Source organism: Serratia sp. DD3, assembly GCF_000496755.2.
In genome coordinates this window covers 1-22271 of sequence record NZ_AYKS02000047.1, presented here as the reverse complement: position 1 = coordinate 22271, position 22271 = coordinate 1, and the positions used below count along the sequence as shown (strand labels likewise).

General features: G+C 51.7%; 22 protein-coding genes. 3 read left to right on the top strand and 19 right to left on the bottom strand.

All coding sequences use genetic code 11. The features are described from left to right. Positions 1 to 95: 95 nt before the first annotated feature. The 3 genes from IO95_RS07735 to IO95_RS07725 form a co-directional block, all read right to left on the bottom strand. Positions 96 to 383: a type II toxin-antitoxin system mRNA interferase toxin, RelE/StbE family gene (locus IO95_RS07735; protein WP_023489754.1), complete on the bottom strand. Its 288-nt coding sequence runs from the start codon at positions 381 to 383 to the stop codon at positions 96 to 98. Continuing rightward, complete coding sequence (locus IO95_RS07730; protein WP_023489755.1) at positions 383 to 823, bottom strand: hypothetical protein; 441 nt, start codon at positions 821 to 823, stop codon at positions 383 to 385. Before IO95_RS07730 ends, IO95_RS07735 begins: the two co-directional genes overlap by 1 nt. Before the next feature lie 201 nt (positions 824 to 1024). Continuing rightward, positions 1025 to 1924: an EamA family transporter gene (locus IO95_RS07725; RefSeq protein ID WP_023489756.1), complete on the bottom strand. Its 900-nt coding sequence runs from the start codon at positions 1922 to 1924 to the stop codon at positions 1025 to 1027. Positions 1925 to 2250: 326 nt separating this feature from the next. Here IO95_RS07725 and IO95_RS07720 point away from each other — a divergent pair, with 326 nt between their 5' ends. Then, a complete protein-coding gene (locus tag IO95_RS07720; protein ID WP_023489757.1) occupies positions 2251 to 2583 on the top strand; it encodes a GIY-YIG nuclease family protein in 333 nt (110 codons plus the stop codon). Between the two features lie 109 nt (positions 2584 to 2692). Next, positions 2693 to 4090 carry a WG repeat-containing protein gene (locus IO95_RS07715; protein WP_037384718.1) on the top strand — a complete coding sequence of 466 codons (1398 nt, stop codon included), beginning with the start codon at positions 2693 to 2695 and terminating at the stop codon, positions 4088 to 4090. Positions 4091 to 4189: 99 nt separating this feature from the next. Here IO95_RS07715 and IO95_RS07710 read toward each other — a convergent pair whose 3' ends face one another. The 16 genes from IO95_RS07710 to speA form a co-directional block, all read right to left on the bottom strand. Continuing rightward, positions 4190 to 5827 carry a thiamine pyrophosphate-binding protein gene (locus IO95_RS07710; protein ID WP_023489516.1) on the bottom strand — a complete coding sequence of 546 codons (1638 nt, stop codon included), beginning with the start codon at positions 5825 to 5827 and terminating at the stop codon, positions 4190 to 4192. Between the two features lie 38 nt (positions 5828 to 5865). Further along, positions 5866 to 7335, bottom strand: a complete 1470-nt coding sequence (locus IO95_RS07705) for an aldehyde dehydrogenase (RefSeq protein WP_023489517.1) — start codon at positions 7333 to 7335, stop codon at positions 5866 to 5868. A 71-nt stretch (positions 7336 to 7406) separates the two neighbouring features. Next, entirely contained in the window at positions 7407 to 8180 is a 774-nt protein-coding gene (locus IO95_RS07700; RefSeq protein ID WP_023489518.1) for an aspartate dehydrogenase, read from the bottom strand. Positions 8181 to 8192: 12 nt separating this feature from the next. Next, on the bottom strand, positions 8193 to 8987 hold the full coding sequence (locus IO95_RS07695; protein WP_023489519.1) for an SDR family oxidoreductase: 795 nt from the start codon (positions 8985 to 8987) through the stop codon (positions 8193 to 8195). Continuing rightward, a complete protein-coding gene (locus tag IO95_RS07690) occupies positions 8984 to 9802 on the bottom strand; it encodes an alpha/beta fold hydrolase (protein WP_023489520.1) in 819 nt (272 codons plus the stop codon). Before IO95_RS07690 ends, IO95_RS07695 begins: the two co-directional genes overlap by 4 nt. Next, complete coding sequence (locus tag IO95_RS07685) at positions 9802 to 10326, bottom strand: cupin domain-containing protein (RefSeq protein WP_023489521.1); 525 nt, start codon at positions 10324 to 10326, stop codon at positions 9802 to 9804. The genes IO95_RS07690 and IO95_RS07685 overlap by 1 nt, the downstream gene beginning before the upstream one ends. A gap of 34 nt (positions 10327 to 10360) precedes the next feature. Beyond that, positions 10361 to 11608: an MFS transporter gene (locus IO95_RS07680; protein WP_369794337.1), complete on the bottom strand. Its 1248-nt coding sequence runs from the start codon at positions 11606 to 11608 to the stop codon at positions 10361 to 10363. A 38-nt stretch (positions 11609 to 11646) separates the two neighbouring features. Continuing rightward, positions 11647 to 12846 (bottom strand): NAD(P)/FAD-dependent oxidoreductase, encoded by a 1200-nt coding sequence (locus IO95_RS07675; protein ID WP_023489523.1) that lies wholly within the window; start codon positions 12844 to 12846, stop codon positions 11647 to 11649. Further along, on the bottom strand, positions 12843 to 13784 hold the full coding sequence (locus IO95_RS07670) for a VOC family protein (protein ID WP_023489524.1): 942 nt from the start codon (positions 13782 to 13784) through the stop codon (positions 12843 to 12845). Before IO95_RS07670 ends, IO95_RS07675 begins: the two co-directional genes overlap by 4 nt. A 120-nt stretch (positions 13785 to 13904) precedes the next feature. Continuing rightward, on the bottom strand, positions 13905 to 14699 hold the full coding sequence (locus IO95_RS07665) for an IclR family transcriptional regulator (RefSeq protein ID WP_023489525.1): 795 nt from the start codon (positions 14697 to 14699) through the stop codon (positions 13905 to 13907). Between the two features lie 29 nt (positions 14700 to 14728). Continuing rightward, positions 14729 to 15484: an SDR family oxidoreductase gene (locus IO95_RS07660; protein ID WP_023489526.1), complete on the bottom strand. Its 756-nt coding sequence runs from the start codon at positions 15482 to 15484 to the stop codon at positions 14729 to 14731. Then, entirely contained in the window at positions 15481 to 16524 is a 1044-nt protein-coding gene (locus IO95_RS07655) for an aromatic ring-hydroxylating dioxygenase subunit alpha (RefSeq protein WP_023489527.1), read from the bottom strand. Before IO95_RS07655 ends, IO95_RS07660 begins: the two co-directional genes overlap by 4 nt. Positions 16525 to 16542: 18 nt before the next feature. Further along, positions 16543 to 16851 carry a recombinase-like helix-turn-helix domain-containing protein gene (locus IO95_RS07650; protein WP_023489528.1) on the bottom strand — a complete coding sequence of 103 codons (309 nt, stop codon included), beginning with the start codon at positions 16849 to 16851 and terminating at the stop codon, positions 16543 to 16545. A gap of 2 nt (positions 16852 to 16853) precedes the next feature. Continuing rightward, complete coding sequence (locus IO95_RS07645) at positions 16854 to 17171, bottom strand: non-heme iron oxygenase ferredoxin subunit (RefSeq protein ID WP_023489529.1); 318 nt, start codon at positions 17169 to 17171, stop codon at positions 16854 to 16856. Positions 17172 to 17501: 330 nt separating this feature from the next. After that, the gene (speB, locus tag IO95_RS07640) at positions 17502 to 18425 is read right to left on the bottom strand and encodes an agmatinase (protein ID WP_023489530.1); all 924 of its coding nucleotides are present in this window, start codon (positions 18423 to 18425) and stop codon (positions 17502 to 17504) included. 278 nt (positions 18426 to 18703) lie between these two features. Then, positions 18704 to 20617 (bottom strand): biosynthetic arginine decarboxylase, encoded by a 1914-nt coding sequence (speA, locus tag IO95_RS07635; protein ID WP_200874161.1) that lies wholly within the window; start codon positions 20615 to 20617, stop codon positions 18704 to 18706. 456 nt (positions 20618 to 21073) lie between these two features. Here speA and metK point away from each other — a divergent pair, with 456 nt between their 5' ends. After that, entirely contained in the window at positions 21074 to 22228 is a 1155-nt protein-coding gene (gene metK, locus IO95_RS07630) for a methionine adenosyltransferase (protein WP_023489532.1), read from the top strand. Positions 22229 to 22271 lie beyond the last annotated feature (43 nt).

Sequence of the window (22271 nt, the reverse complement as noted above, 5' to 3'; positions counted from 1 at the left end):
AACGCTGACCGTTTTTAACTGGCAACTTGAATAAATCAGGGTATATCTCACTGTTATTCTTGAATTTAGACTGATCGATGCAGCAACTGACCTTTTTACTCAGTAAGTGACCACTGTTGCGCAGCATGCAATATGCGTAAAACCTCTAAGGTTGTACCATTAACCTGATAGATCAGAACGTAATTGGGCCGAACGACCACTTCTCTGGTGCCATTAATACGACCCACTTTATACATATCAGGCCGCTCACAGGCTCGCTCTGCGGCTTTCTCAAACGCATCATCCAGTAACGCTGCAGCCTGGGGATTACCTCGGGCGATATAATCCATTATCTTTTCCCTGTCTACCAAGGACATGGGTTTCCATTCCAACCCCAACCGCATTAAGGCACCTTACGTAAAGCGGCTTTACGGGCAGCGAACTGATGCTTAGCTTCTTCATTTGACACCGCTGGCCGAGGATCATCCATTGATGCCTGCACCTGCTCTCTGAACCAAGCATCATAAGCAGCCGCTTCATGTGCCCGCTTTAACGCAATTGAACGGTCTGGGCGAGCATGCCTCGGCAGGCGCTCTGGAGTGAAGTTAGATGCATCAACATCAAACCGTACAATACCGATATCTTTCAAATAGTTCACAAGTGTCTCCAATCGCTTAAATAGCCGTACCTGCCGACTACGCTGTGCGGCTAATGACCGCTCCAACAAACCATATCTGACGACCAATACCCACCCACCCTGGGTGCCAACAACATGAGCCGCAGAGACGGCTCCCGCCTCAACCAAGTGATGCAGGGTAGAATGATCGATAGTTTCCGTTGCCATAAAATCGCTCTCTGGTGATATAGCGCTGCAATTAATAATATTGATTATTGCAATTTACTATAGATTGCGAATTAAACAATAAAAAATAGCATATCGTCACCAGATGCTTTAAATGGGGTTATGCCATAGCTAAACCGTACCTACTACTGCCTCTTTCCGGTATTGCGAGGCAGGTAGCATGGCGTACCGTTCTGTTACAAGCTAAGCAGATAGACTGCGACGTGAATCCATAGAAATCAGTACCACGGAAGATAAAATCAGGAAAGTACCGACCCAATCGTGGAAGGTAAAAACCACCCCCAAGAGCAATAATGACAGCAGTGCACTGCTAAGTGGTTCAGCACAACTGAGCACACTGGCTTTCGAACCGCCAATGACCTGAGCACCTTTAAGATAGAGGCTAAAGGTCAAGGCAGTACCAAACAGCACAAGGTAGAGATAGGCTAACGATAAGCGGAGATTGACCACAAAATCGGGGGTTTTCCCGGCATAAAATGGCACCATCATCAGCCCACCCAGTAACATACTCCAACCAACAATCGGCAATGTGCCATAGCGGCTAATCAACTTTGGTGGATAAGTCACATAAAATGCAGCTGCAAAAGCTGACGCAATGCCCCAGAACAGGGCTGCATGTGAGACAGAAAGTGAAGTGGGATCACCATGAGTGACCAGCAAGAACATCCCTGCCAGTGAGGTGATAATTGCAACAAGCAGCACGCCACCGGGGCGTTTCTTGCGTACTAGTGCAAACCAAGTGACGATGATCGAAGGGGATAAAAATTGCAGTATCGTTGCGGTGGCAGCATTCGAGTGTTCAATCGCCAAAAGAAAGGTTAACTGCACTATCATAGCGCCGAACAGAGAAAACACCAGCAATCTTATGATATCTTTGCGGTTTTTCAGTATCGCAAACACCTTGTCACCGTGCACCAGAGCGATCACCAGTAAAATCGGCCCAGCCAGCAACAAACGCGTCATGGTCAAAAATGGCGAGGGAACCTGCCCCTGCTCAATAATATATTGCGCACACACCCCTGAGCTCCCCCACAATATGGCAGCAGCTAAGACGCTCAGTATCCCTTTTTTGGTAGAGCCCATTTTTGATCCAGCAGATAATTAATAAAGGGAGTTCAATATGTCGAGAATACCACAAATATTATGCGGAATAATGCACTTACCCCCAGAGAAAACGCCCCTGAACCCGGCAAACTTGCCGCCTCCGCCACTATAGAGGACCAGGCTCTTAGAGTTGGATTAAACTTGGGTATAGAATAAGGGAAGCACTCAATAAGCCGGGGATTACCCATGTCGACCATGCAGCCAACGGAAAAGCTGGCAAGAAATAACCACGCTAAAGGCAAGCTGTCTAGTGGTGAATTCATCATCAGAGACCTGATAACTGATGAGCCATTTCGGTGCAAAGCATGACACAGAGCGAGCACAGTAAAACAGTGTGGTCGCTTTACATGCTGCGTATGTCAGGCGGTATGTTGTATACCGGTATCACCACCGATATTCCCCGGCGGTTGGCACAACATCAGGCAGGCAAAGGGGCGAAAGCCCTGCGTGGCAAAGGACCACTGACGCTGGTATTTCACTGCCAAGTCGGCGACCACTCCAACGCACTCAAGCTGGAATATCGGGTTAAACAATTGAGCAAAAAACAGAAAGAGCAGTTGATTACCAGCCTACCGCACTCTCTGGAGCCGCTATTGCCCATCGAAGAGCTGAAGCGCAGGCAGTTGAACGCACCGTAAAGTCTGCGAACATGACCGATTGATCATTTACTCGCCATGCCCCTGGCGGCAATATCGCTAGTGTGTAACCACCCTACATAACCAAACGTTAGGATAACTTGAATTGAAAATGGAAAAAGTATCATCTCCTATAGCCGTTTTTTTTAGTGCGTTGATGCTGATGGTTAGTAGTGCCCTGGCTCAACAACAAGAGATGAATGCAGGCGAGATCGATGACATAGGCACGCTATCAATGCCCGAGGCGGAAAAACATCTGAATTATCTGATAGCCGAAACCAACGATACCATTCAAACCGTTGAGCAAGCGATTAAGATGGTGCAGAACATAAAGTTTGAAGTCTCTCCCGGTAAACCAGGAGTCGATTATCGAACTGAATCGCCCATCCGATATGAAAAACCCTTCACACCATTAACGACACAGCAACTGGTCAACAGGTTGAATAGCCAAAAAACACAGACGACTAGTTTCAAGCAAGCTATTACCTCTACAGGCTCAGAGATCCGTTTTTCCAATAAGCCATTGGAGAAACTGTTTGCTGATGCATGGCCAAAGGATAATGAACCGGACCTACAATATAAAATCACCCAGGTTTCCTTCTGGGATGGTAGTGAACAAAAATTGCAACCGGTTATTATTTCTGAGGCAGATGACGGCTACTACTACCTCAGTGCCAGCTCGACGTTTACATTACCCACCAGTAAACCGATAAAAGGTATCGAATTCGAAATCCGTTATCCCTCTTACAGCTCTTTTAAAAAAGTCGTTCTGAATAAAGATCAGCCCAAAATGACCACTGACGATGGTTCAAGCTATCAGCTTATCAGTATTAAAGGGGGCAAAGTGTCATTACAACTGACCCTGCCTGAAGCATCACATTATCTGGTGGAGGGCTTGACTGCTTCCGGACAAGTATTACCAAGAACTGGCAGCAGTTTCGCTTCAATGCCCTCTGATGAGCAACTACAACAGTTTAAACAGTATCGTGATGACTTGGTGAAAATACGTCGTGATATTAACCAATTCACCGATAGCAAAGCGTTACAGGCGCATCTGGAAAAACTCACCGACGAGCGTACAAAGGCGTTGGAAAAAAATAATAAAAAGCATATCCAGCAGGAAGTAAAATTTGTGGCACAACCTGAATCTGTGGTGATCTATCTTCTTGCCATGCAGGAAAAAAGCGATACATTCAACCAAACGCTCACCAATGAACTGGCTGAACAAGATCGCTATATTGCCAAAGATGATGCCAGCAACACCTTCGGTTTGGTCGATAAAAGCGGCAATTGGGTGATCAAACCGCAGTTTCAAAAAATTGAACAAACTGATATCAGCGGTATCTACCTGATGACCGATGAGGGCTCATCCCATAAAGATAAAGCTACCGATGTCGTGACCACCGAGCTCATCTATACCTATATGTCATTCGATTCGCAAACACGACAATTAAAAAAACTGCCATTTAAAGATATCAATAAGATGGGTTTAAACAACGTAAACCGCTAAGCGGGTGAGAAAAAGGCCCAATAATGGGCCTGATAAAACAGCGGATGATATAAACATGGCAGTCGCTTGAAAAATGGCAGAACGCTTTGCCGCCGATAGTTAATACAATTTCTGTGGTGGACCGGCAAAACTCAAGGGGCCTACGCTGTTCATCTCCACCTCTACCACTGATGGCCCTGAGTAGTTAATCGCCTCTGCCATCACACCGGCAAACTGCTCGGCATGATTCACTTTCCAGGCTTTGATTCCCATAGCTTCGGCAACCTGGCAAAAATCTGGGGTATGTAATTGGTTATAGTACTGCCGCCCGGCAAAATACTTATCTTGAATACCTCGCATCACACCATAACCACCATCATTCATAATCAGCAAAGTGATATTGGCTTTCTCCTGCGCCATGGTCGCCAATTCCCCTAACCCTAGCGCCAACCCCCCATCTCCCACCAGCCCCACCACTTTGCGTTGTGGGTTGGCAATCGCCGTACCAATGGCCATCGACAACCCCATGCCGATCGCCCCCGCCAAGGAGTGGATATTGCACAAAGGTGAAATAGCACGGAACAGCCGGCTGCCCCAAACACTGCCAGAGACGGTGATATCACGGACCAGTAAACCATCCGGTGGTAATGCGCTGGCGATCGCATCATTCAGTTTGGCATATTCCCCCGACTGCTGGCGCAGTGCTGCTTCTGCCTGCTCTACCGCCTGAGCAATCTCCCTGTCCCAATCGGCATTCACTTTTTCTCCTGGGGTCAACCGTGCTGCCAATGCAGTGAGCAAAGCAGCACAATCACCAGAAATCTGTTCATCTGCCAGATAGTTACGGTTGGCGGCCGCCGGGTCGATATCAATCTGTACCAACGGGCGAGGCAGTGGTAGCGACCAAGTACGCGTTTCATTACTACGTAGCCGAGAACCCGCCACCAGCGTTAAGTCACACTGCGTCAGGATCGCCTCAACACTGGGTGAGTTATGGAATGCCCGCAAGCTGCGCGGGTGGCTATCGGGCAAAATACCGCGCCCATGGGTGCTGGAAATTACCACCACGCCGGCATCTGCCAACTGTTTAACCGCTTCACGGCAGGCCAGTGCACCGCCCCCCACCCACAGTAGCGGGCGTTTGGCACTGCGCAAGCGCTGGTACAGGCGCTCTACCGCCACGTCAGCCGCCGCTGGCAACACCGGTGGCAAAATGGCATGACCTACCAGATTGGCAGGGATCAGACTGTTTTGAATATCGATCGGGATCTCTATCGCTACCGGGCCACAAGGAACGGTCTGCGCATCCAGAATAGCCCGTTGCAACACCGCTACCGCCTGTTCGGGCGTATGCACCCGATAAGCCTGCTTGGAACAAGCACGCAGAAAACCCAATTGATCTTTGGTTTCATGAATAAACCCGGCATCAGCATCCAGATAGGCTTTTTCTACCTGGCCGGTAATGTGCAGTAATGGCGTATTGGCATTCAGTGCTTCAATCATTGCCCCCACCGCATTGCCCGCCCCAGCGCCGGTGCTGGTCAACGCCACCCCCAGTCCAGAAAAACGCCCGTGAGCATCCGCCATGGTCACCGCCCCAGCCTCGCCGCGTGCTGGCACAAAACGGATCGCCCCACGTTGCCCAATAGCATCGGCCACTGGCAGGTTATGGATTGAGATAACGCCATAGATTGCGGCTACCTGGTACTGTTCCAGTGTTCGGGCTATCGCCTCACCAACCGTTATTTTTTCGTTCATCTTCTACCTTCTTGATTATCTTGTTTTATGGAAGACGCTCAGTCACTCCAACGATTGGGCTGATTACTCAATGCCAGATACAGGCTTTTTTGTTGCATATAAGCCTGAATACCCTGGCGGCCCTTTTCACGCCCCAAGCCACTCTGTTTAAAGCCGCCAAATGGCGTAGAAATCGAGAATGTTTTGTAGGTATTAATCCACACAGTGCCGGTTTCCAACTGTTCTGCCAGCGCCATCGCACGGGTAAAATCACGGCTCCAGATACCTGCGGCCAGGCCATATATTGAGTCGTTGGCCAGTTCAACCAACTGTGCTTCATCATCAAACGGCATTACCACCAGCACCGGGCCGAAGATCTCTTCTTGGCAGGCCCGAGCGCTATTACTCAGCCCTTCAATAATCGTTGGCAGGTAATAACTGCCTTGCGCCAATTGTGGATCGGCGGGTACCTCGCCCCCCATCAGGACTCTCCCCCCCTCCTGCTGAGCCAACGCCACGTAGTCCGCGACGCTCTGGCGGTGTTTTTGGCTGATTAATGGGCCCAGATGAATACCGGGCTGTAGTGGGTTGCCGATACGCAGACCCGCCGTCAGTTCACACAAGCGTGCCAATAAGGGCTGATACAATGAACGGTGTACAAACAACCGCGACCCGGCAATACACGCCTGCCCCGCCGAACTGAAAATACCGTAACAAATACCCCGTGCCGCTTGTTCCAGGTCGGCATCCGCTAAGACTATCGTTGGTGATTTACCCCCCAGCTCCAGTGAAGTGGGGATCAGTTTTTCAGCCGCAATATGGGCCAGATGACGGCCAGTGCCGGTACCGCCGGTAAAAGAGATCTTCTTCACTAGTGGGTGACGCGCTAGCACTTCGCCAATCACTGACCCTTTACCCGGCAATACACTCAGCAACCCGGCAGGCAAACCCGCTTGTTCAAACAATTCCGCCAGTTTAAGCGCCATTAAAGGCGTCGCTTCGGCAGGTTTAAGCACCACGGCATTTCCTGCAGCTAACGCCGGTGCCACTTTCTGCATTTCACTGGCAATGGGGGAGTTCCAGGGGGTAATCGCCGCTATTACCCCCAACGGTTGATATTGGCTTAAGGTCATTACGTCACGGTTGCGCTGAGTGGGCAGTTCCCCCTCCAGTACTTCACAAGCGGCGGCAAAATAGCGCGCAGTGGCTGCCGCACTCATCACTAATCCACGGGTTTCCGCTAATGGCTTACCGTTATCACGGGTTTGCAGTTGCGCCAAGCTCTCTACCTGTGCGCTGATCAAATCACTAACACGGTACAAAATAGCCGCACGCTGATGCGGCACCAGCCCGCGCCAGTTTGGGTTGCGCCAGGCTTGTTCCGCTGCCGTCACCGCTTCATTGACATCTTCAATGCTGGCGGCACGCAAGTGGGCATTCACGCTACCATCAGCCGGAAAAACCGACTGCATCTCGTCACCACGCCCCTCACACCAGCGGCCAACAAGAAAAATCTTTAACGTTTCCATCAGGTACTCCTGTTGTTCAGGCAATAAAAGCTAAGGTCAAAATCTCGGCTATCGCTGGCGTTCGCGGACCATTACAAGTCACGGCAGGCTTGTACCGCACTCAACGCCGCCAACATTGAGGTTTTGGGGTTACTCGCCAACGGGTTGCCACAGAGCTCAATCTGGAACTGGCCAAAGCGGCCAGATACCTGTAAGCGATGGGTATTGCGTTGGGTATGTGGATCCACCTGCAAGCGTACTCGCGTGGCATCCATCCCCAGGCCATGCAGTGCAATGGTGGCAGCCACATTGGCATTGGCTGGAAATAGCCGTGCCGCCTCACGGGCTGAGCCCTCAAAGAACACTCGGGCTTCAGTGACACTGTCCAGGTCGATCAATTTTTCCGCTTGGCTACCACGCCAACTGGCCGGGCTTTTGCTGGATTGGTAAGTGACACTTTCCAGCCCCCCTTCACGAGCCGCCGCCAGTCCATCCATACCCGCCACCGCACCAGACAGCACCATCAGCCGGCCATGATGCGCTGCCACCGCCTGCTGTAAACGCTGTTGTAATGCGCTATCAGCCAACGCACCGGTAGAGATCACCGCCAGCGACCAACCACGTTTCAGGATAGCTTCACCAAACTCGGCAACTGCCTGTTGGCTGGCGCACTCCAACACCAGGTCAGGCCGCTCGCTGCATTGTGCCGGGTCACTCAACGCCACCACGCGCCCATTAAATGCCGCCGCGATCTCGCCATGATGTTTTTCCCGTGCCAGGATCCAACCCAATTCAACCCCTGCCGGTAAGCGTGCCACCACCTCTTTGGCCATTGAGCCATAACCTATCATCATGATTTTTTTCATTTTCTGGCCCTATCAGAGATGCCGGTTAAAACCACCGGAAACGTCCAGTGTCGCCCCAGTCGTAAAGGAAGCCATCGGTGAGGCTAAAAACAGCAAGGCGCGTGCCGCTTCTTGGGGTTTACCCAGTCGTTTCATCGGAATACCACGCCGCTGCGCGAGCGCCGCTGTCCACTGCTCCCAGCTCTGCTGCTGATCATCCCGTTGGGCAAAGCGGCGCTGCCACTGACCAGATTCCACCATTCCCAGCAGGATAGAATTGACACGCACTCCCTTACTCACCAGCTCTTTCGACAAGGTCAGCGTCATATTGAGTAGCGCGGCCCGAGCCGCCGAGGTGGCAATCATGTGCTCTTCCGGTTGCAAAGCCAGTAACGAGTTAACGCAGGTAATCGAAGCAATATCTGAACGTTGTAACGCGGGTAAAAATGCCTGTACCGGGTTAATCACCCCAAACAGTTTGAGTTCTGCTTCATGCAGCCAGGCTTCACGTGGTGTTTGCTCAAAATTCGCCACAAACCCTTGCCCGGCGTTATTGATCAACATATCCACTGCACCAAAATGGTGGTTCACCTGGTCAGCAAAGTGGGCAACCTGGTCAACATCAAGCACATCACAGGGTAATGCCAGGATTTGTGCTTGTGGAAACTCATCGCGCAAATTGGCCTGTGCAGAAGCCAGTTTGTCTGGGTTACGACCACAGAAAGCCACTTTTGCCCCTTCCGCCAGTAACAGACGCAAGGTTGCAAAACCGATCCCTGAGGAGCCGCCAGTAACCACGGCAACTCGTTGCTCTATTTGAAAGTTCATGATGGGATCCCCTCCGTAAACTGCTGCAAATAACGGTTAAACAGTGCTGCGGCATCAAGATAGCTGGCATGCCCTGCCGCTGGGATCAGGCGCATCGGCGCAGCATACTGTTGTGCCAGACCTTCAGCCCCTGCTGGCGGGGTGATGCGGTCTTCACTGCCACACCACACCTGTAAGTGGCCCCGGTAAGCACGCAAATATTGATGGATGTCATCATTGGCCAACATCCACGCCGCATTAAGAAAACCAACGGGATTAAGCTGCTGCATACCACGACCGACCCAAGCGATATCCTGTGGTTCTGCCCCCTCACGCAGTAACGCCGCCGCACGCTGCTCTGCGTAACCTTGTGGGCCGAGTGTTGCCATCAATTGTTTACGCTGTGCATAAACCTGCTGGCGTTTTTCTGCGCTGGCCGTGGCATAACCTTGCGCCGGATCAGCCAGGACCAAGCCACTGATACCATCAGGATGGGCGGCTGCGTAGGCACTGCCAATCAACGCGCCAAGGGAATGCCCAACAATCAGTGGCTGTGGCAACGCCAACTCAGCAACCAAGGCCGCCAACGCCTTGGCATAGTCGGCGGCACTGGCTGTCGCTTGCGCCAGTACCGCACTCCCACCATAACCTGGGGCATCCCAGGCGATCAGACGATGGTTATCCGTCAAGGCGCTATCACTGAACTGCTTGACCCAAGAAGCGGAGCCGGAACTGATACCATGCAGTAACAACACCGCCTGGCCCTGTCCCGCCTCACGCCAGCTTAATGGGTAGCCGCCACAGTTCGCCTGTTGGCGTTGCGGTAAACCACTCATCAGTTACGCTTCACTTTGGATAAAGGGTGATCCGCCGGGTAGGTCGGTATTTCCGGCTTGGGGGTACCCAGCATCACGCACATTAGGGCTTCTTCTTCACCATGGTTGAACAGGCCGCGATAAATCCCTGCCGGTACGGATATCAGGTCACGCTCTTTCAGGGTGGTTTCGTAGTATTCGTCACCATCTCTGATCATCACCGTGATGCTGCCTTTCAGCATAAAGAACACTTCTTCAACATCCGCATGGAGGTGCAGCGGTCCTTCACATTTGGCGGGCAGCACCATGGTGGAAAAAGTAAAGTGCTCTGCCGGAACGGTGTTGCTATCGCTAGCGACACCGGTAGCACCAGTACCCAGATAACGCATCTGCGCACGACGATACTTCGGATCATAATCCGCCTGAAACTTCAGTGCGTTCCAGTCGTATTTACGCCCCTCAAAGCGGGCGATGCGTGACTCTACCCGTTGTTTTATCGTCAGATCCTGCGGCTTGGTCACTGCTTTATCTTCAACTTGAGACATATTTTCTCTCCTTTGTTATATCAATATGGTCACATCAATATTTTTTCACTAACGGCAGCAAAATGACGCAGCCAACCAAGGCCATCACCACCAGGAACAGCAAGCCGTTATCCATATTGCCGCTAGCGGCGATCAACGCCCCCATCAGCACCGGAGCCAAAGCACCGGCAAAGTTACCTAACCCGTTAAAAATACCGCCAGCTGTGGCGCTAACCCGACTGCTGGTGGCCTTAGCCAACAGGGCAAAGATATTGGGTGCCCCGGTACCCCACATAAAGGTGCTGAAAGACATGGCGGCAATTACGCTGTAAGTCCCCTGCAGATGTAACACCACCCACAAACCCAAGCCGGCCCCAAACAATGAGATAAAACAGGCCAAAGCCCGGCGATCCATTTTGTCTGATAGCCAGGCACCCAGCACTTCGCCTAACAGCATGGCAATAAACGGTAGTGATGACAGGTAGCCAGCATGTTCCAGATGAATACCTTTACCTTCAATAAGATAGCTAGGTACCCAACCATTCATGCCCCACAGGTAGGTCAGAAATGCAATATTGAATAGGCAAATCATCCAGAAATGCGGTGTCCGAAACAGTTCAGCCCGTAGCTGCCTACGCTCAGCAGCCAGCGGTTTGCTGGTTCCGTCCCGTACGGGGCGATCCACATTCAGATGTCTGGTCCCCCAAAACACCAACAGCATGACCGGCAGTGTCAGAAATGCCATAAAGAAGAAGGTACTTTGCCAGTCAAAATTGTGCAGAATATATAAGGTTACCGGGAAGCCGAGCGCCGCACCGATCGGCGTGCCTAATAACCACATCATGGTGGCGCGTGCCTGCAAATGTTGCGGAAATGCCTGGCGTACAATGGTGTAAGCCATCGGTATCAGTGGACCTTCTGCGATCCCCAGCAAAACACGCAAGGTAATCATGCTGTAATAGGAGCGTGTCAGGCCCATTAAGACCATCAGCACCCCCCAACTCACCATCATACCGATCAGGACTTTGACTGGGTTTAACCGGTCACCAATGCCACTCAGCAACATGGAAGAGATGCCGTAAGAAAACAGGAAGGCACTCATCAGTAATCCCAGCCGGGCAGGATCAAAACCAATGCCCATCGCCTGCTGAAACTCGGCGTCAGAAAACAGTGCAGCAATACTGATCTTGTCGAAAAATGCCAGCAATACGCAGGCAAACAGGGCGATAGGCGCTGACCAACGCACTCTGGTTGGCAAGTTTTCGGCAACAACATCCCCCACCCGAGTATTACGGGTGTCAATATCTTGTATCGTCATAAAACGCTCCCTCAGGTCGGCGGCTATTTCAACGCCATCAGAGAAAACTCCACATCCGCCAGTTGCTGCGGATCCAATATCCGGCCACTGGCCAGCCAACGTTTACCCAGCTTGATGGCGCGCGCGTCATTAAACGCCACCATTTGCACCAGTTGCTGCTCAGCATTCAGAGTAAAAAACAGCGATGATTGCGGTGTTCGGCGCACCACGGAGTGAACACCCCCATTAGGGATGCCAAGGATCTGGATATTGGCGTCATATTGATCTGACCAAAGCCAGGCGGCTTCATCGTAAGGTGCCGCGGTGGCATCCAGCATCGCGTGGGCGGTGCTAATCGCCTGGTTCTGTGCGTAAGCCCAAGACTGTAGACAGAGGCCGAGTTTAGGATGACGTGCCACATCGCCAGCGGCAAAAATTGCCGGGTGGCTGGTTCGCCCTTGCCCATCGACCACAATCCCATGCTCAACCCGCAGCCCAGCACTGTGTGCTAACGCCAGGTTTAGCTCCACGCCAATGCCCACCACCACCCGATCAAAAGAGTGTGCGACGCTTTTGCCACTGGTTATCCACGCAGTTCCCTGCCGGTCCTCAAGGGTGAGTTCACCGCAGTCGCAATGTACCGTCACACCCTGCTGTTGATGCAGTTCCAGCAACGCCTGCGAGACCTCTGACCCAACACTGCGCATACACAATGCAGGTTGCCGCTCAAATACCGTCACCTCAATGCCCAGCTTGCGGGCTGAAGCGGCGATTTCCAGGCCAATCCAGCCACCGCCAACAATTGCCAGTTTTTTACAGTGCAGCAAATTGTGGCGCAAGCGAATGGCATCATCCCAAGAGCGCAATGTCATCACGTGCGGATGACTGGCCCAGTGGGCATCCGGCAAGCGTGGCTGCCCACCGGTGGCCAGCAACAGTTGTTCAAAATGTAGTTGGCGACCATTATTGAGCGTCACCGTTTGCTGATGGGCATCGATCGCCTCAGCCCGTAATGGGCGATACCAGTCGATATCTAGCGCGGCAACCTCTTCTTCACTAAACAGGCGGCTTAGTGGAGCCTGTTCATCCAGCAACACGGATTTAGAAAGCGGTGGGCGCTCATAGAAATCATAAGGTTCATCACTCACCACCGTGAGTTTGCCGTTGTAACCATCTGCGCGCAGGGTTTTGGCGGCCCAACCGCCCGCTTGCCCAGCGCCAATAATCACAATACCTGCACTCATAGCGCCCCCGTTTTGTGATGCTGGCGGCGGGTATCGTGGTCTATTCCCCCTTCAACCGCCCATTCGGTAAATGACACCAGCGAATGCTCCAGCTCACGGGGTTGCCAGTTTTCGGTCAAGTAATCGTCATTGGTGTAGTATTCAAACGCGCCGCCGGTCGGGCTGTTGACATACCAAAAGTAGGCAGAGGAGATCGGGTGGCGGCCCGGGCCAAGAAAAGTGCTCCACTGCTGTTTATTCATGGCGATACCACCGCCGATCACCTCATGGATATCACGTACAGTGAACGCCACATGGTTCAAGCCACGCGGGCGATTGGGCAATTTGAGCAGAAACAGGTTGTGGTGAACCCCGCGTACCTGGGTGCGTAGAAACACCGCGCGGTCAATATAGCGGTCAGACACCTGGAACCCGAGCTCATCGCAGTAAAAACGCTCCGTAGCCGGTAAGTCTTCCACAAAGAACACCACATGGCCGATATTAACGGGTTGTGCCTGGGTATAAACCGGGCTGGCTTGATCGATGCGGCGTACATCTCCCCACTGGTTAATCGGCGATACCGGCAGACTCACTGGCTGCTGCGCACTGACAGCAAAGCGTACCGTCATGCCGTTAGGATCTTGGCATTCAAACTCTTCGCCCACCTGGTGGAAGCCTGGCATGGGTGCCAGTTTCTTTTGTAATGTAGCCAGAGCAGTTGGGCTTTCAACCGCCCAAGTGATACGGCGCAGCGTAGAACCCGCTTCAAACGCTGGGGGTAATGCCCCGCTGTTTTGTGGATACAGCACCACTTTGGCCCCAGTGAGGGTGGTAAACTCACGGTAGAGATCCCCCTGCTGTTGAACCACCGGCTGCAAGCCAAAGTCTTTTATAAATTTTTCACACGTTGGCAGATCTTCAACGCCAAATTCCAGCTTTTCGATTCCGCTTATGCTCATTCGTTGTGCCTCAGGTTATCGCTGAATATGTTTTTCAGGCATGAGCGAACCCTGGCCCATTAATTTGCATGAGCCTGATTACTGCCTGAGTTAAAGAATCAGTCTAGTTGTAACAGTGACCTAGCTGGCGTACTCCTGCACCGATGCCCCTAGAAACCCGGATATTTTCACTGCGGCATCACGCACTTCGGCGCGTAACCGTTCGCGGTCCGCTTTCGGGATCTCATTCGAGGGCACCATAATGCTGACTACTGCCTCCACCTGCCGTTCGCGGTTAAAGATCGGGTAGACGATCGACGAGATACCTAGCCGGAAGAAGGATTCACCAATCACATAACCGCGCGCTTTATCTTGCTGCACCATTTGCCACAAAGCCTCACGGCTAGCGGGCGTACCCGGAGCCCTATCCGGTAAGGTTTCCTGCGGAAATAGCTTCTCAAACTCTTCCCGGCTGGTACTGGTCAGCAACATGCGGCCAAGAGAAGTACGGTGTACTGGCAAGCGAGTGCCCACACTCACCTGATTTATCTGCGAACCCGCCGCGCTGACACGGGCAATGTAGATCACATCATGCCCATCGCGGATCGCCAGATGACTACTGCACTGGCTGCGATCACGCAATTGCTCAATCACCGGTTGGCCCACCTGAGCAACATCCAATGAGGCGATATACTCAAAGCCTAACCGCAGCACTTTGATCCCCAACGCAAAGGTATTGGTACGTGGATTACGCTCCAAAAAACCCAGATGTTCCAGTGTTTGTACCACCCGATAGGCCGTAGCTTTTGGCATATCGACCAGGCGATGTAATTCTGCAAAGGTCATTTCCTTATGCTGCTCACCGAATGCCAGTAGCAGTTGTAACCCGCGATCCAGCCCGGGGATAAGATATTTACACGCTTGTTCGTCTGCCATGTGCTACCTCTTAAGTCGTTGCCTACCTGTCAATTAAACACAAAGCCACCATTGACCGGTAATAACTGGCCAGTGACAAAATCCGCCAATGGTGACAGCAGATAAATCACACTGCCAGTCACATCGTCTGGATGTTGTACCCCCGTCAAAGCTCGGCCTTGCTCATACAATTGGTGACGTTCAGCGGGAACATACTCTGTGGCTTCTACCCGGGTCAAACCTGGAGCAATGGTATTAACGCAGATCCCCTGCGGCCCCAGCTCGCGAGCCATGGAACGGGTCATGGCGATCACCGCCCCTTTACTGGCCACATAAGCCATCAATTTGGGCGCGCCCCACAACGCGGTATCTGAAGCGACATTAACGATTTTGCCATGGGCCGTCTGCGCCAACAGTGGAACCGCCGTCTGGCTTACCAACCAAGTACCACGCACATTCACCTGCATCACCCGGTCCCACAGATCAATATCGTACTCCATCATGGTCTTACCGCCCACGCCGGTGGCCAATGCGGCGTTATTCACCAAGCCATCAATCACGCCACCTTTAGCGATCTCGCTAAAAGCGGTGGTGATGGAAGCGGGAGAGGCGAGGTCGATAACCTGTACTTCCACCTGTGCCCCCTGCTGACGCAAGCTGTCGGCACTATCCTGCAATTCTGCAGCCAGGATATCGCACATCACCACACTGGCGCCGGACTGAGCCAGTGCCGCCGCAAAGCTGCGCCCAAGCCCCCGGGCAGCACCAGTGACCACTATCCGTTTCCCTGCCAGCAGGCCGCTCACTGTGCGGTCTCCTGTTGGCTGAGGGTCGCCAATTGTTTTTGGGCTTCCTTCTGCATTACACGCCGCAGGCGGGAGAGCCCCACATCATGCTGGTAAAGATATTCACGGCCACGTGCGTTCGGTACCATGTTTTCCAGCACGATACGGTCTTGCTCCAGCACGTCCCAATGTAAACCTTCCAAACGATTGCGATACATAAAACGCCAGGCATCACGCTGCCAATCTTTCACTTTACGGATCCGCCAGAAAAATACCCGGCAGTGATCTTTATCTTCCGGTACCGCCATCCCGATGATCCAGAAATGTCCCCCCGGCCCAAAGCGTTTTTTATACGGGATCGACAGGCGCATCCAATACGCCCCACTACTACCTAGCTCTACCCAGTCAAAGTTCACACCACTTTGTTCATCCTTTTTAAAGATGAATCCACTGCCAGTGGGCTGCAACGACATATTGGCCTTGCGATCCCCTTCCGCCATGGAGTGGGAGGCGGAATGGAGATAAGAACCGTGCATCGGGTCCATCACGTTTTCCAAGGCATACTGGTAATTACAGTCCCAACTGGCAGTACAGAGGAAATGGCTATAACTTTCGCCATCCGCCAACTCCTGAGGAAACGTCAGTTCTGCAGGTAGTTCGTCAGCTGTGACCCCAAAATAGAGGAAAACCGCGCCGTAGGCTTCTTTCACCGGATAAGAACGAAGGCACTTCTGCCCCACCAGTGGACAACGATCTACCGCTGGGACATCTTTGACGACACCGTCACCATTAACTTCGACACCGTGATACCAGCAGGCGATGCGATCACCTAAGTTCCAGCCCACAGAAAGGCGCGCACCACGATGGGGGCAGCGATCTTCCAGCGCATGGAGTTGGCCTTGGCTATCACGCCATAATACGATCTGTTGCTCCAGGCGGGTGATCCCCACCGGGTTACTGCTCACTTCCCAACTGGCCAGCACCGGATACCAGAGACCACGTAAACCCTGATCGAGGTACTCCTGTACTGTCTGCGCGGAGGATGGGGTCTGATTTGTCATGTTCTTCTCCTATGCGGCTCAGAAACCGTTAACCTGAAGGAATTGGCGGAAAGTGTCTTCGTTCCATGGCTGCCCATGGCGATCAAAAAAGCGGCGCTGATTGAGGGCCTGGATAATCTGATCCAGCTCTTCCGCCCCCTGTTCAAAAATCTCTTCCAACGCGCCGACCAGGGCAGTTTCAAAGCCGTCTGGAACCCGCGCCCGACTTTGCCAAATGACATTTTGATACTTACCGGGATGATGGATTTGACCATTGCCACCAAAACGGGAGGGAATCACTTGTTGGCTATCCGGTAGCCAAGGGTTGAAATCAGTAATCGGCTGCATGCTTATTCCTCTGTGATCAATGTGATTTGGATTTGATTGTCGATCATCCGGGTAGGGTAGGTTCGCAGATCACGGCCACCCGGCTCGCGCAAACACTTGCCAGTACGCACATCAAACTGGGCTTCGTGTAGCGGGCACTCCACTTTTCCGTCATCAACAAACCCTTGGCTGAGCAAGGCATAGGCATGCGGGCAAACATCTTCCAGCGCGTAATATTGCCCCTCCACCAGGAAAACGCCGATCTCCCTACCCTCTATGTTCGCAGAGAAAGGGAAATCCTCGGTTACCTGAGATGCCTCACACACATTCTTCCAGCTCATATCTTCCATCCTTAACTATTTGTCTCATATATGAAACTTAGTTTATTATTTAATACAAGCACTATAAATATGGCGATTCTTTAGTCAAGGAAATCACCGATGGATTGTTAACAAATGGTTATTTAAAAGTTGCCTTTGAGGTGATGATCACAAAAAACGTACAGTTATAAAGCAACACAACAATTGCTTTAGTGACAAATAACGCAGTCAATAACGAGGGGAATAGCGCGCAGTTTTAATAATAACGGGGATAAAGAAGGGGCTGGTAGTCTCACCCAGCCCCGTAGCAGCCTAACAGCCTGGCAATCAAGCCACTAATGCAGTGGGGAGTTATCCCTCCAGCTTTTTGGCCGCTTGCAAATAGAGCATTTCCAGCCCTAGCGTTGCCGCCGCCAATGCGGTGATCTCTGACTGATCATAAGCCGGAGCCACTTCCACCACATCCATGCCGACAATATTCAACGACTGCATACCACGTACCAGTTTCAGAGCACGATCAGACGTCAGGCCACCAATCACCGGTGTTCCGGTACCCGGTGCAAAAGCCGGATCCAGGCAGTCAATATCAAACGTCAGGTACACGGGCATATCACCCACGATCTCCCTGATCTGGGCCAGAAGATCATCCACACTGCGGTCATTCACTTGCGCAGCATCCAGAACAGTAAAGCCGTTGTCATGATCGAACTCGGTACGGATACCAATCTGCACTGAATGATGAGGGTCGATCAGCCCTTCATTTGGCGCATGGAAAAACATGGTGCCATGATCGAATTTGCTGCCATTGGCATAGGTATCGGTATGCGCATCAAAATGTACCAGTGCCATTTTGCCAAAATGTTTGGCATGGGCGCGCAGCAATGGCAGGGTGACGAAATGGTCACCACCAAAAGAGAGCATGCGTTTACCCGCTTGCAGCAACTTTTCTGCGTGTGCCTGCAGTTTGTCACTCATATCTTGCGCATCACCGAAATTGAACACGATGTCACCACAATCGATGACGTTCAAGTGATCACGCAGTTCAAAACGCCATGGCCAGCGAGCCCCTTCCCATGCCAAGTTGGTAGACACCTGACGAATAGCAGCCGGGCCATGACGACCACCGGCACGCCCAGAGGTGGCCATATCAAATGGAATGCCGGTGATAACCCACTCAGCATCACTGTCGTAGGGCATGAAATTCAGTGGAAAGCGCAGAAAACCAAAGGCATTGGAGACTAAAGAATTATCAGGGTGATGGCCTAAGGTACTCATATTTAACCTCTTATTTAAACGAATTGCCCGTAGCCAATCGCTTGGGCGATAGCAAAAATACGATTAAATCCGTTGGTCATACATCGTTAAATTTAAATCTAATCGAACAGATTTAGCCAATTGATGTTAGGCGTGAAATACCACCTCTCACACCCAAGGCCGACTCATGGCACCTAATGACCCCATGGTCAGAACCTTCACTTTAGCAACAGTTTCAGGGCTAGCTAGTCGCCCTGAAACTGTCAATCCTCACTCGACAATCAACCAATCAAATAGATTTACTCATCTTCGAGATAGGTATAGCCATACAACCCAGCTTCAAACTCCTCCACAAACTGGGCCTGCAGTTCACTATCCAGATCGGTTTTTTTCACCTGGTCGCGGAATTTCGCCAGCAACGCTGTGGGATCGAGCTGCACATATTCCAGCATATCGGCAACGGTATCCCCCTCATCAGATAACTCGGTTTCCGCGCTACCATCAGGGAACACAAACACATCCACTGCGGAAGTATCACCAAACAGGTTATGCATATTCCCCAGAATTTCCTGGTATGCCCCCACCATAAAGAACCCCAGCGCCGGTAAATTTTCCGGGTCGTAAGGGGGCATCGGCATGGTAGTTGCCACACCATCACCATCAATATAGTGGTCAATAGTACCATCAGAATCGCAGGTAATATCCAGCAACACCACCCGACCTTCCGGTGGTTTGTCCAACCCCTCCAGCGGCAATACCGGGAACAGTTGATCAATACCCCAAGCATCCGGCATTGACTGAAATAACGAGAAGTTAACGTATAACTTGTCTGCCATCCGCTCTTGCAACTCATCAATAACCGGGCGGTGAGCTCGATTACTTGGGTCAAGCTGCTGCTGAATTTTATTGCAGATATTCAGATACAACTGCTCGGCATAGGCTCGTTGGGTCAGGTCCAGCATCCCGTGAGTATATTGGGTATGCACATCGTGCAGATCCATCTGGCTATCGTGCAACCATTCCCGCAGTGAACGCCGATTTTCCGGTTCATTCATCTCCTGCCAGGTTTCCCACATGCTCTCCAGTGCGCGCGGCGAATCTTCCGGTGGGGGAACTGGCTCACAGAATTCGTTACGCTCAACCCCAATGACATTAGAGACCAGCACAGTATGGTGAGCGGTTACTGCTCTGCCCGACTCGGTGATCACCGTTGGATGCGGCAAATCATACTCATTGCAAGCATCCCCAATGCCCCAGATCACATTGTTGGCGTATTCGTTCAGACCGTAGTTAACCGAGCAATCGGATTGCGAACGGGTCCCTTCGTAATCTACACCCAGGCCACCGCCCACATCGAAACATTGAATATTAACGCCGAGCTTATGTAATTCGACATAAAAACGCGCAGACTCACGGACTCCGGTGGCAATATCGCGAATATTGGCCAACTGAGAACCCAGGTGAAAATGCAGTAATTGCAGGCTATCCAGGCGACCCACATTACGCAAGGTTTCCACCAATTTCAGCACCTGAATAGCGGCCAGGCCGAACTTGGATTTTTCCCCGCCACTGGCTTGCCATTTACCTGAGCCTTGGGAAGCCAGACGAGCACGAACCCCCAAACGAGGTATCACATTCAGGCGTTCGGCTTCTTCCAGTACCAGGCGAATTTCCGACATCTTCTCGATCACCAGATAGACTTTATGGCCCAGCTTTTCGCCAATCAGTGCCAAACGGATATACTCGCGATCTTTATAACCGTTACAGACGATCACCGAACGAGTCATACCGGCATGTGCCAATACGGCCATCAACTCTGCCTTGGAACCCGCTTCCAACCCTAATGGCTCACCCGAATTGACCAGCGACTCAATCACCCGACGATGCTGGTTAACTTTGATCGGGTAAACCAGGAGGTAATCACCTTGATAACCAAAAGATTCACGCGCACGTTTGAAAGCAGCATTAATTGACCGCAAACGATGCTGCAAGATCTGAGGAAAACAGAACAGAGCAGGTAAACGCCCCCCCTCTGCCTGATGTTCTTTGACCAATTCAGCGAGATCAATACGCGCCTGTGGGACGTCTGGATCTGGGCAGACGCTGATATGTCCCAGTTCATTAACGTCATAATAATTGTTGCCCCAGTAGGCGACGTTATAAGTGCGCAGCATCTTGCTGGCAACCTGATCATTCATGGCAACCTCCTGCATGGAGCATAAAAATAAATTTCACCCGTTAATGGCGGACATCTATTCAGCATATACCCTAGTTCACCCAAGTTGCAGACGTATTAACTGCAACTTGAATCAACGACAAATTCACACCCTGCGTAATGCACTAAAAGCATTCTGGCGCTGTTTTTACCGGACACTCAAGGAAAATGCAAAATGAAAATTTGCCAGAAACTGTTTCAAGCGATGAAAATGGCGTAAAGACGGGCGATCGCGAGCACAAAAAATCAGAAATTGCTGGCAATCTTCTCAGCTCCTGACTTAAAATAGACGTCCAGATGTTAATCCATCTATACTTTTCTACTGCTTGACAGCTTTGCCTGAGAGGCGTTGCAGGATCAATTTATCACCACCAGAGCCCTGATGCTTTGCTGTTCGGATCACCAACGCTGTGCAGTTATTTTTAACCCGTTTTGTGCAAGGTAAAGAATCATCATGGCTAAACACCTTTTCACGTCTGAATCTGTCTCTGAAGGACATCCAGACAAAATTGCCGATCAGATCTCCGATGCCGTTCTTGACGCCATTCTAGAACAAGATCCTAAAGCGCGCGTAGCCTGTGAGACCTACGTCAAAACCGGTATGGTGCTCGTTGGCGGCGAAATTACTACCAGCGCCTGGGTTGATATTGAAGAAATCACCCGTCAAACCGTGCGCGAGATTGGCTATGTCCATTCTGATATGGGCTTCGACGCCAACTCCTGCGCGGTTTTAAGCGCCATCGGTAAACAATCTCCAGATATCAACCAGGGTGTAGATCGTAGTGACCCATTGGAGCAAGGGGCTGGCGACCAGGGGTTGATGTTTGGTTATGCCAGCAACGAAACCGACGTGTTAATGCCGGCTCCAATCACTTACGCACACCGCCTGGTTCAACGCCAGTCTGAAGTGCGTAAAAATGGCACTCTGCCATGGCTGCGCCCAGATGCTAAAAGCCAAGTCACCTTCCAGTATGACGACGGTAAAATCGTGGGTATCGATACCGTGGTACTCTCTACACAACATTGTGAAGAGGTCACGCTAAAAGCGCTGCAAGAAGCAGTGATGGAAGAGATCATCAAGCCCGTGCTGCCCGCTGAATGGCTGAGTGCTGATACCAAATACCACATCAACCCGACAGGCCGTTTCGTTATTGGTGGCCCAATGGGTGATTGCGGCCTGACCGGGCGCAAAATCATTGTTGATACCTACGGTGGTATGGCCCGTCATGGTGGTGGGGCATTTTCCGGCAAGGATCCTTCCAAAGTTGACCGTTCCGCTGCCTATGCTGCCCGTTATGTCGCGAAAAATATCGTGGCCGCCGGGTTGGCTGAGCGTTGTGAAATCCAGGTTTCTTATGCTATCGGCGTGGCTGAGCCAACCTCTATCATGGTGGAAACCTTCGGGACTGAGAAAATTTCAACTGAGCGGTTGACCGTGCTGGTGCGCGAATTTTTCGATCTGCGTCCTTATGGGCTGATCCAGATGATGGATTTGTTAAAACCGATCTATCGCCAAACCGCCGCTTATGGCCACTTTGGTCGTGAACACTTCCCTTGGGAAGCCACTGATAAAGCCCCTTTGTTGCGTGAAGCTGCTGGCTTGAAATAAGCCCATATGAGGGTAGTAAAAACGGCGAGCCACTGGCTCGCCG

Coding starts and splice junctions, on each gene's coding strand:
- IO95_RS07735 (WP_023489754.1), bottom strand. CDS start 383: ATGCGGTTGGGGTTGGAATGGAAACCCATGTCCTTGGTAGACAGGGAA.
- IO95_RS07730 (WP_023489755.1), bottom strand. CDS start 823: ATGGCAACGGAAACTATCGATCATTCTACCCTGCATCACTTGGTTGAG.
- IO95_RS07725 (WP_023489756.1), bottom strand. CDS start 1,924: ATGGGCTCTACCAAAAAAGGGATACTGAGCGTCTTAGCTGCTGCCATA.
- IO95_RS07720 (WP_023489757.1), top strand. CDS start 2,251: ATGACACAGAGCGAGCACAGTAAAACAGTGTGGTCGCTTTACATGCTG.
- IO95_RS07715 (WP_037384718.1), top strand. CDS start 2,693: ATGGAAAAAGTATCATCTCCTATAGCCGTTTTTTTTAGTGCGTTGATG.
- IO95_RS07710 (WP_023489516.1), bottom strand. CDS start 5,827: ATGAACGAAAAAATAACGGTTGGTGAGGCGATAGCCCGAACACTGGAA.
- IO95_RS07705 (WP_023489517.1), bottom strand. CDS start 7,335: ATGGAAACGTTAAAGATTTTTCTTGTTGGCCGCTGGTGTGAGGGGCGT.
- IO95_RS07700 (WP_023489518.1), bottom strand. CDS start 8,180: ATGAAAAAAATCATGATGATAGGTTATGGCTCAATGGCCAAAGAGGTG.
- IO95_RS07695 (WP_023489519.1), bottom strand. CDS start 8,987: ATGAACTTTCAAATAGAGCAACGAGTTGCCGTGGTTACTGGCGGCTCC.
- IO95_RS07690 (WP_023489520.1), bottom strand. CDS start 9,802: ATGAGTGGTTTACCGCAACGCCAACAGGCGAACTGTGGCGGCTACCCA.
- IO95_RS07685 (WP_023489521.1), bottom strand. CDS start 10,326: ATGTCTCAAGTTGAAGATAAAGCAGTGACCAAGCCGCAGGATCTGACG.
- IO95_RS07675 (WP_023489523.1), bottom strand. CDS start 12,846: ATGAGTGCAGGTATTGTGATTATTGGCGCTGGGCAAGCGGGCGGTTGG.
- IO95_RS07670 (WP_023489524.1), bottom strand. CDS start 13,784: ATGAGCATAAGCGGAATCGAAAAGCTGGAATTTGGCGTTGAAGATCTG.
- IO95_RS07665 (WP_023489525.1), bottom strand. CDS start 14,699: ATGGCAGACGAACAAGCGTGTAAATATCTTATCCCCGGGCTGGATCGC.
- IO95_RS07655 (WP_023489527.1), bottom strand. CDS start 16,524: ATGACAAATCAGACCCCATCCTCCGCGCAGACAGTACAGGAGTACCTC.
- IO95_RS07650 (WP_023489528.1), bottom strand. CDS start 16,851: ATGCAGCCGATTACTGATTTCAACCCTTGGCTACCGGATAGCCAACAA.
- IO95_RS07645 (WP_023489529.1), bottom strand. CDS start 17,171: ATGAGCTGGAAGAATGTGTGTGAGGCATCTCAGGTAACCGAGGATTTC.
- speB (WP_023489530.1), bottom strand. CDS start 18,425: ATGAGTACCTTAGGCCATCACCCTGATAATTCTTTAGTCTCCAATGCC.
- speA (WP_200874161.1), bottom strand. CDS start 20,617: ATGCAGGAGGTTGCCATGAATGATCAGGTTGCCAGCAAGATGCTGCGC.
- metK (WP_023489532.1), top strand. CDS start 21,074: ATGGCTAAACACCTTTTCACGTCTGAATCTGTCTCTGAAGGACATCCA.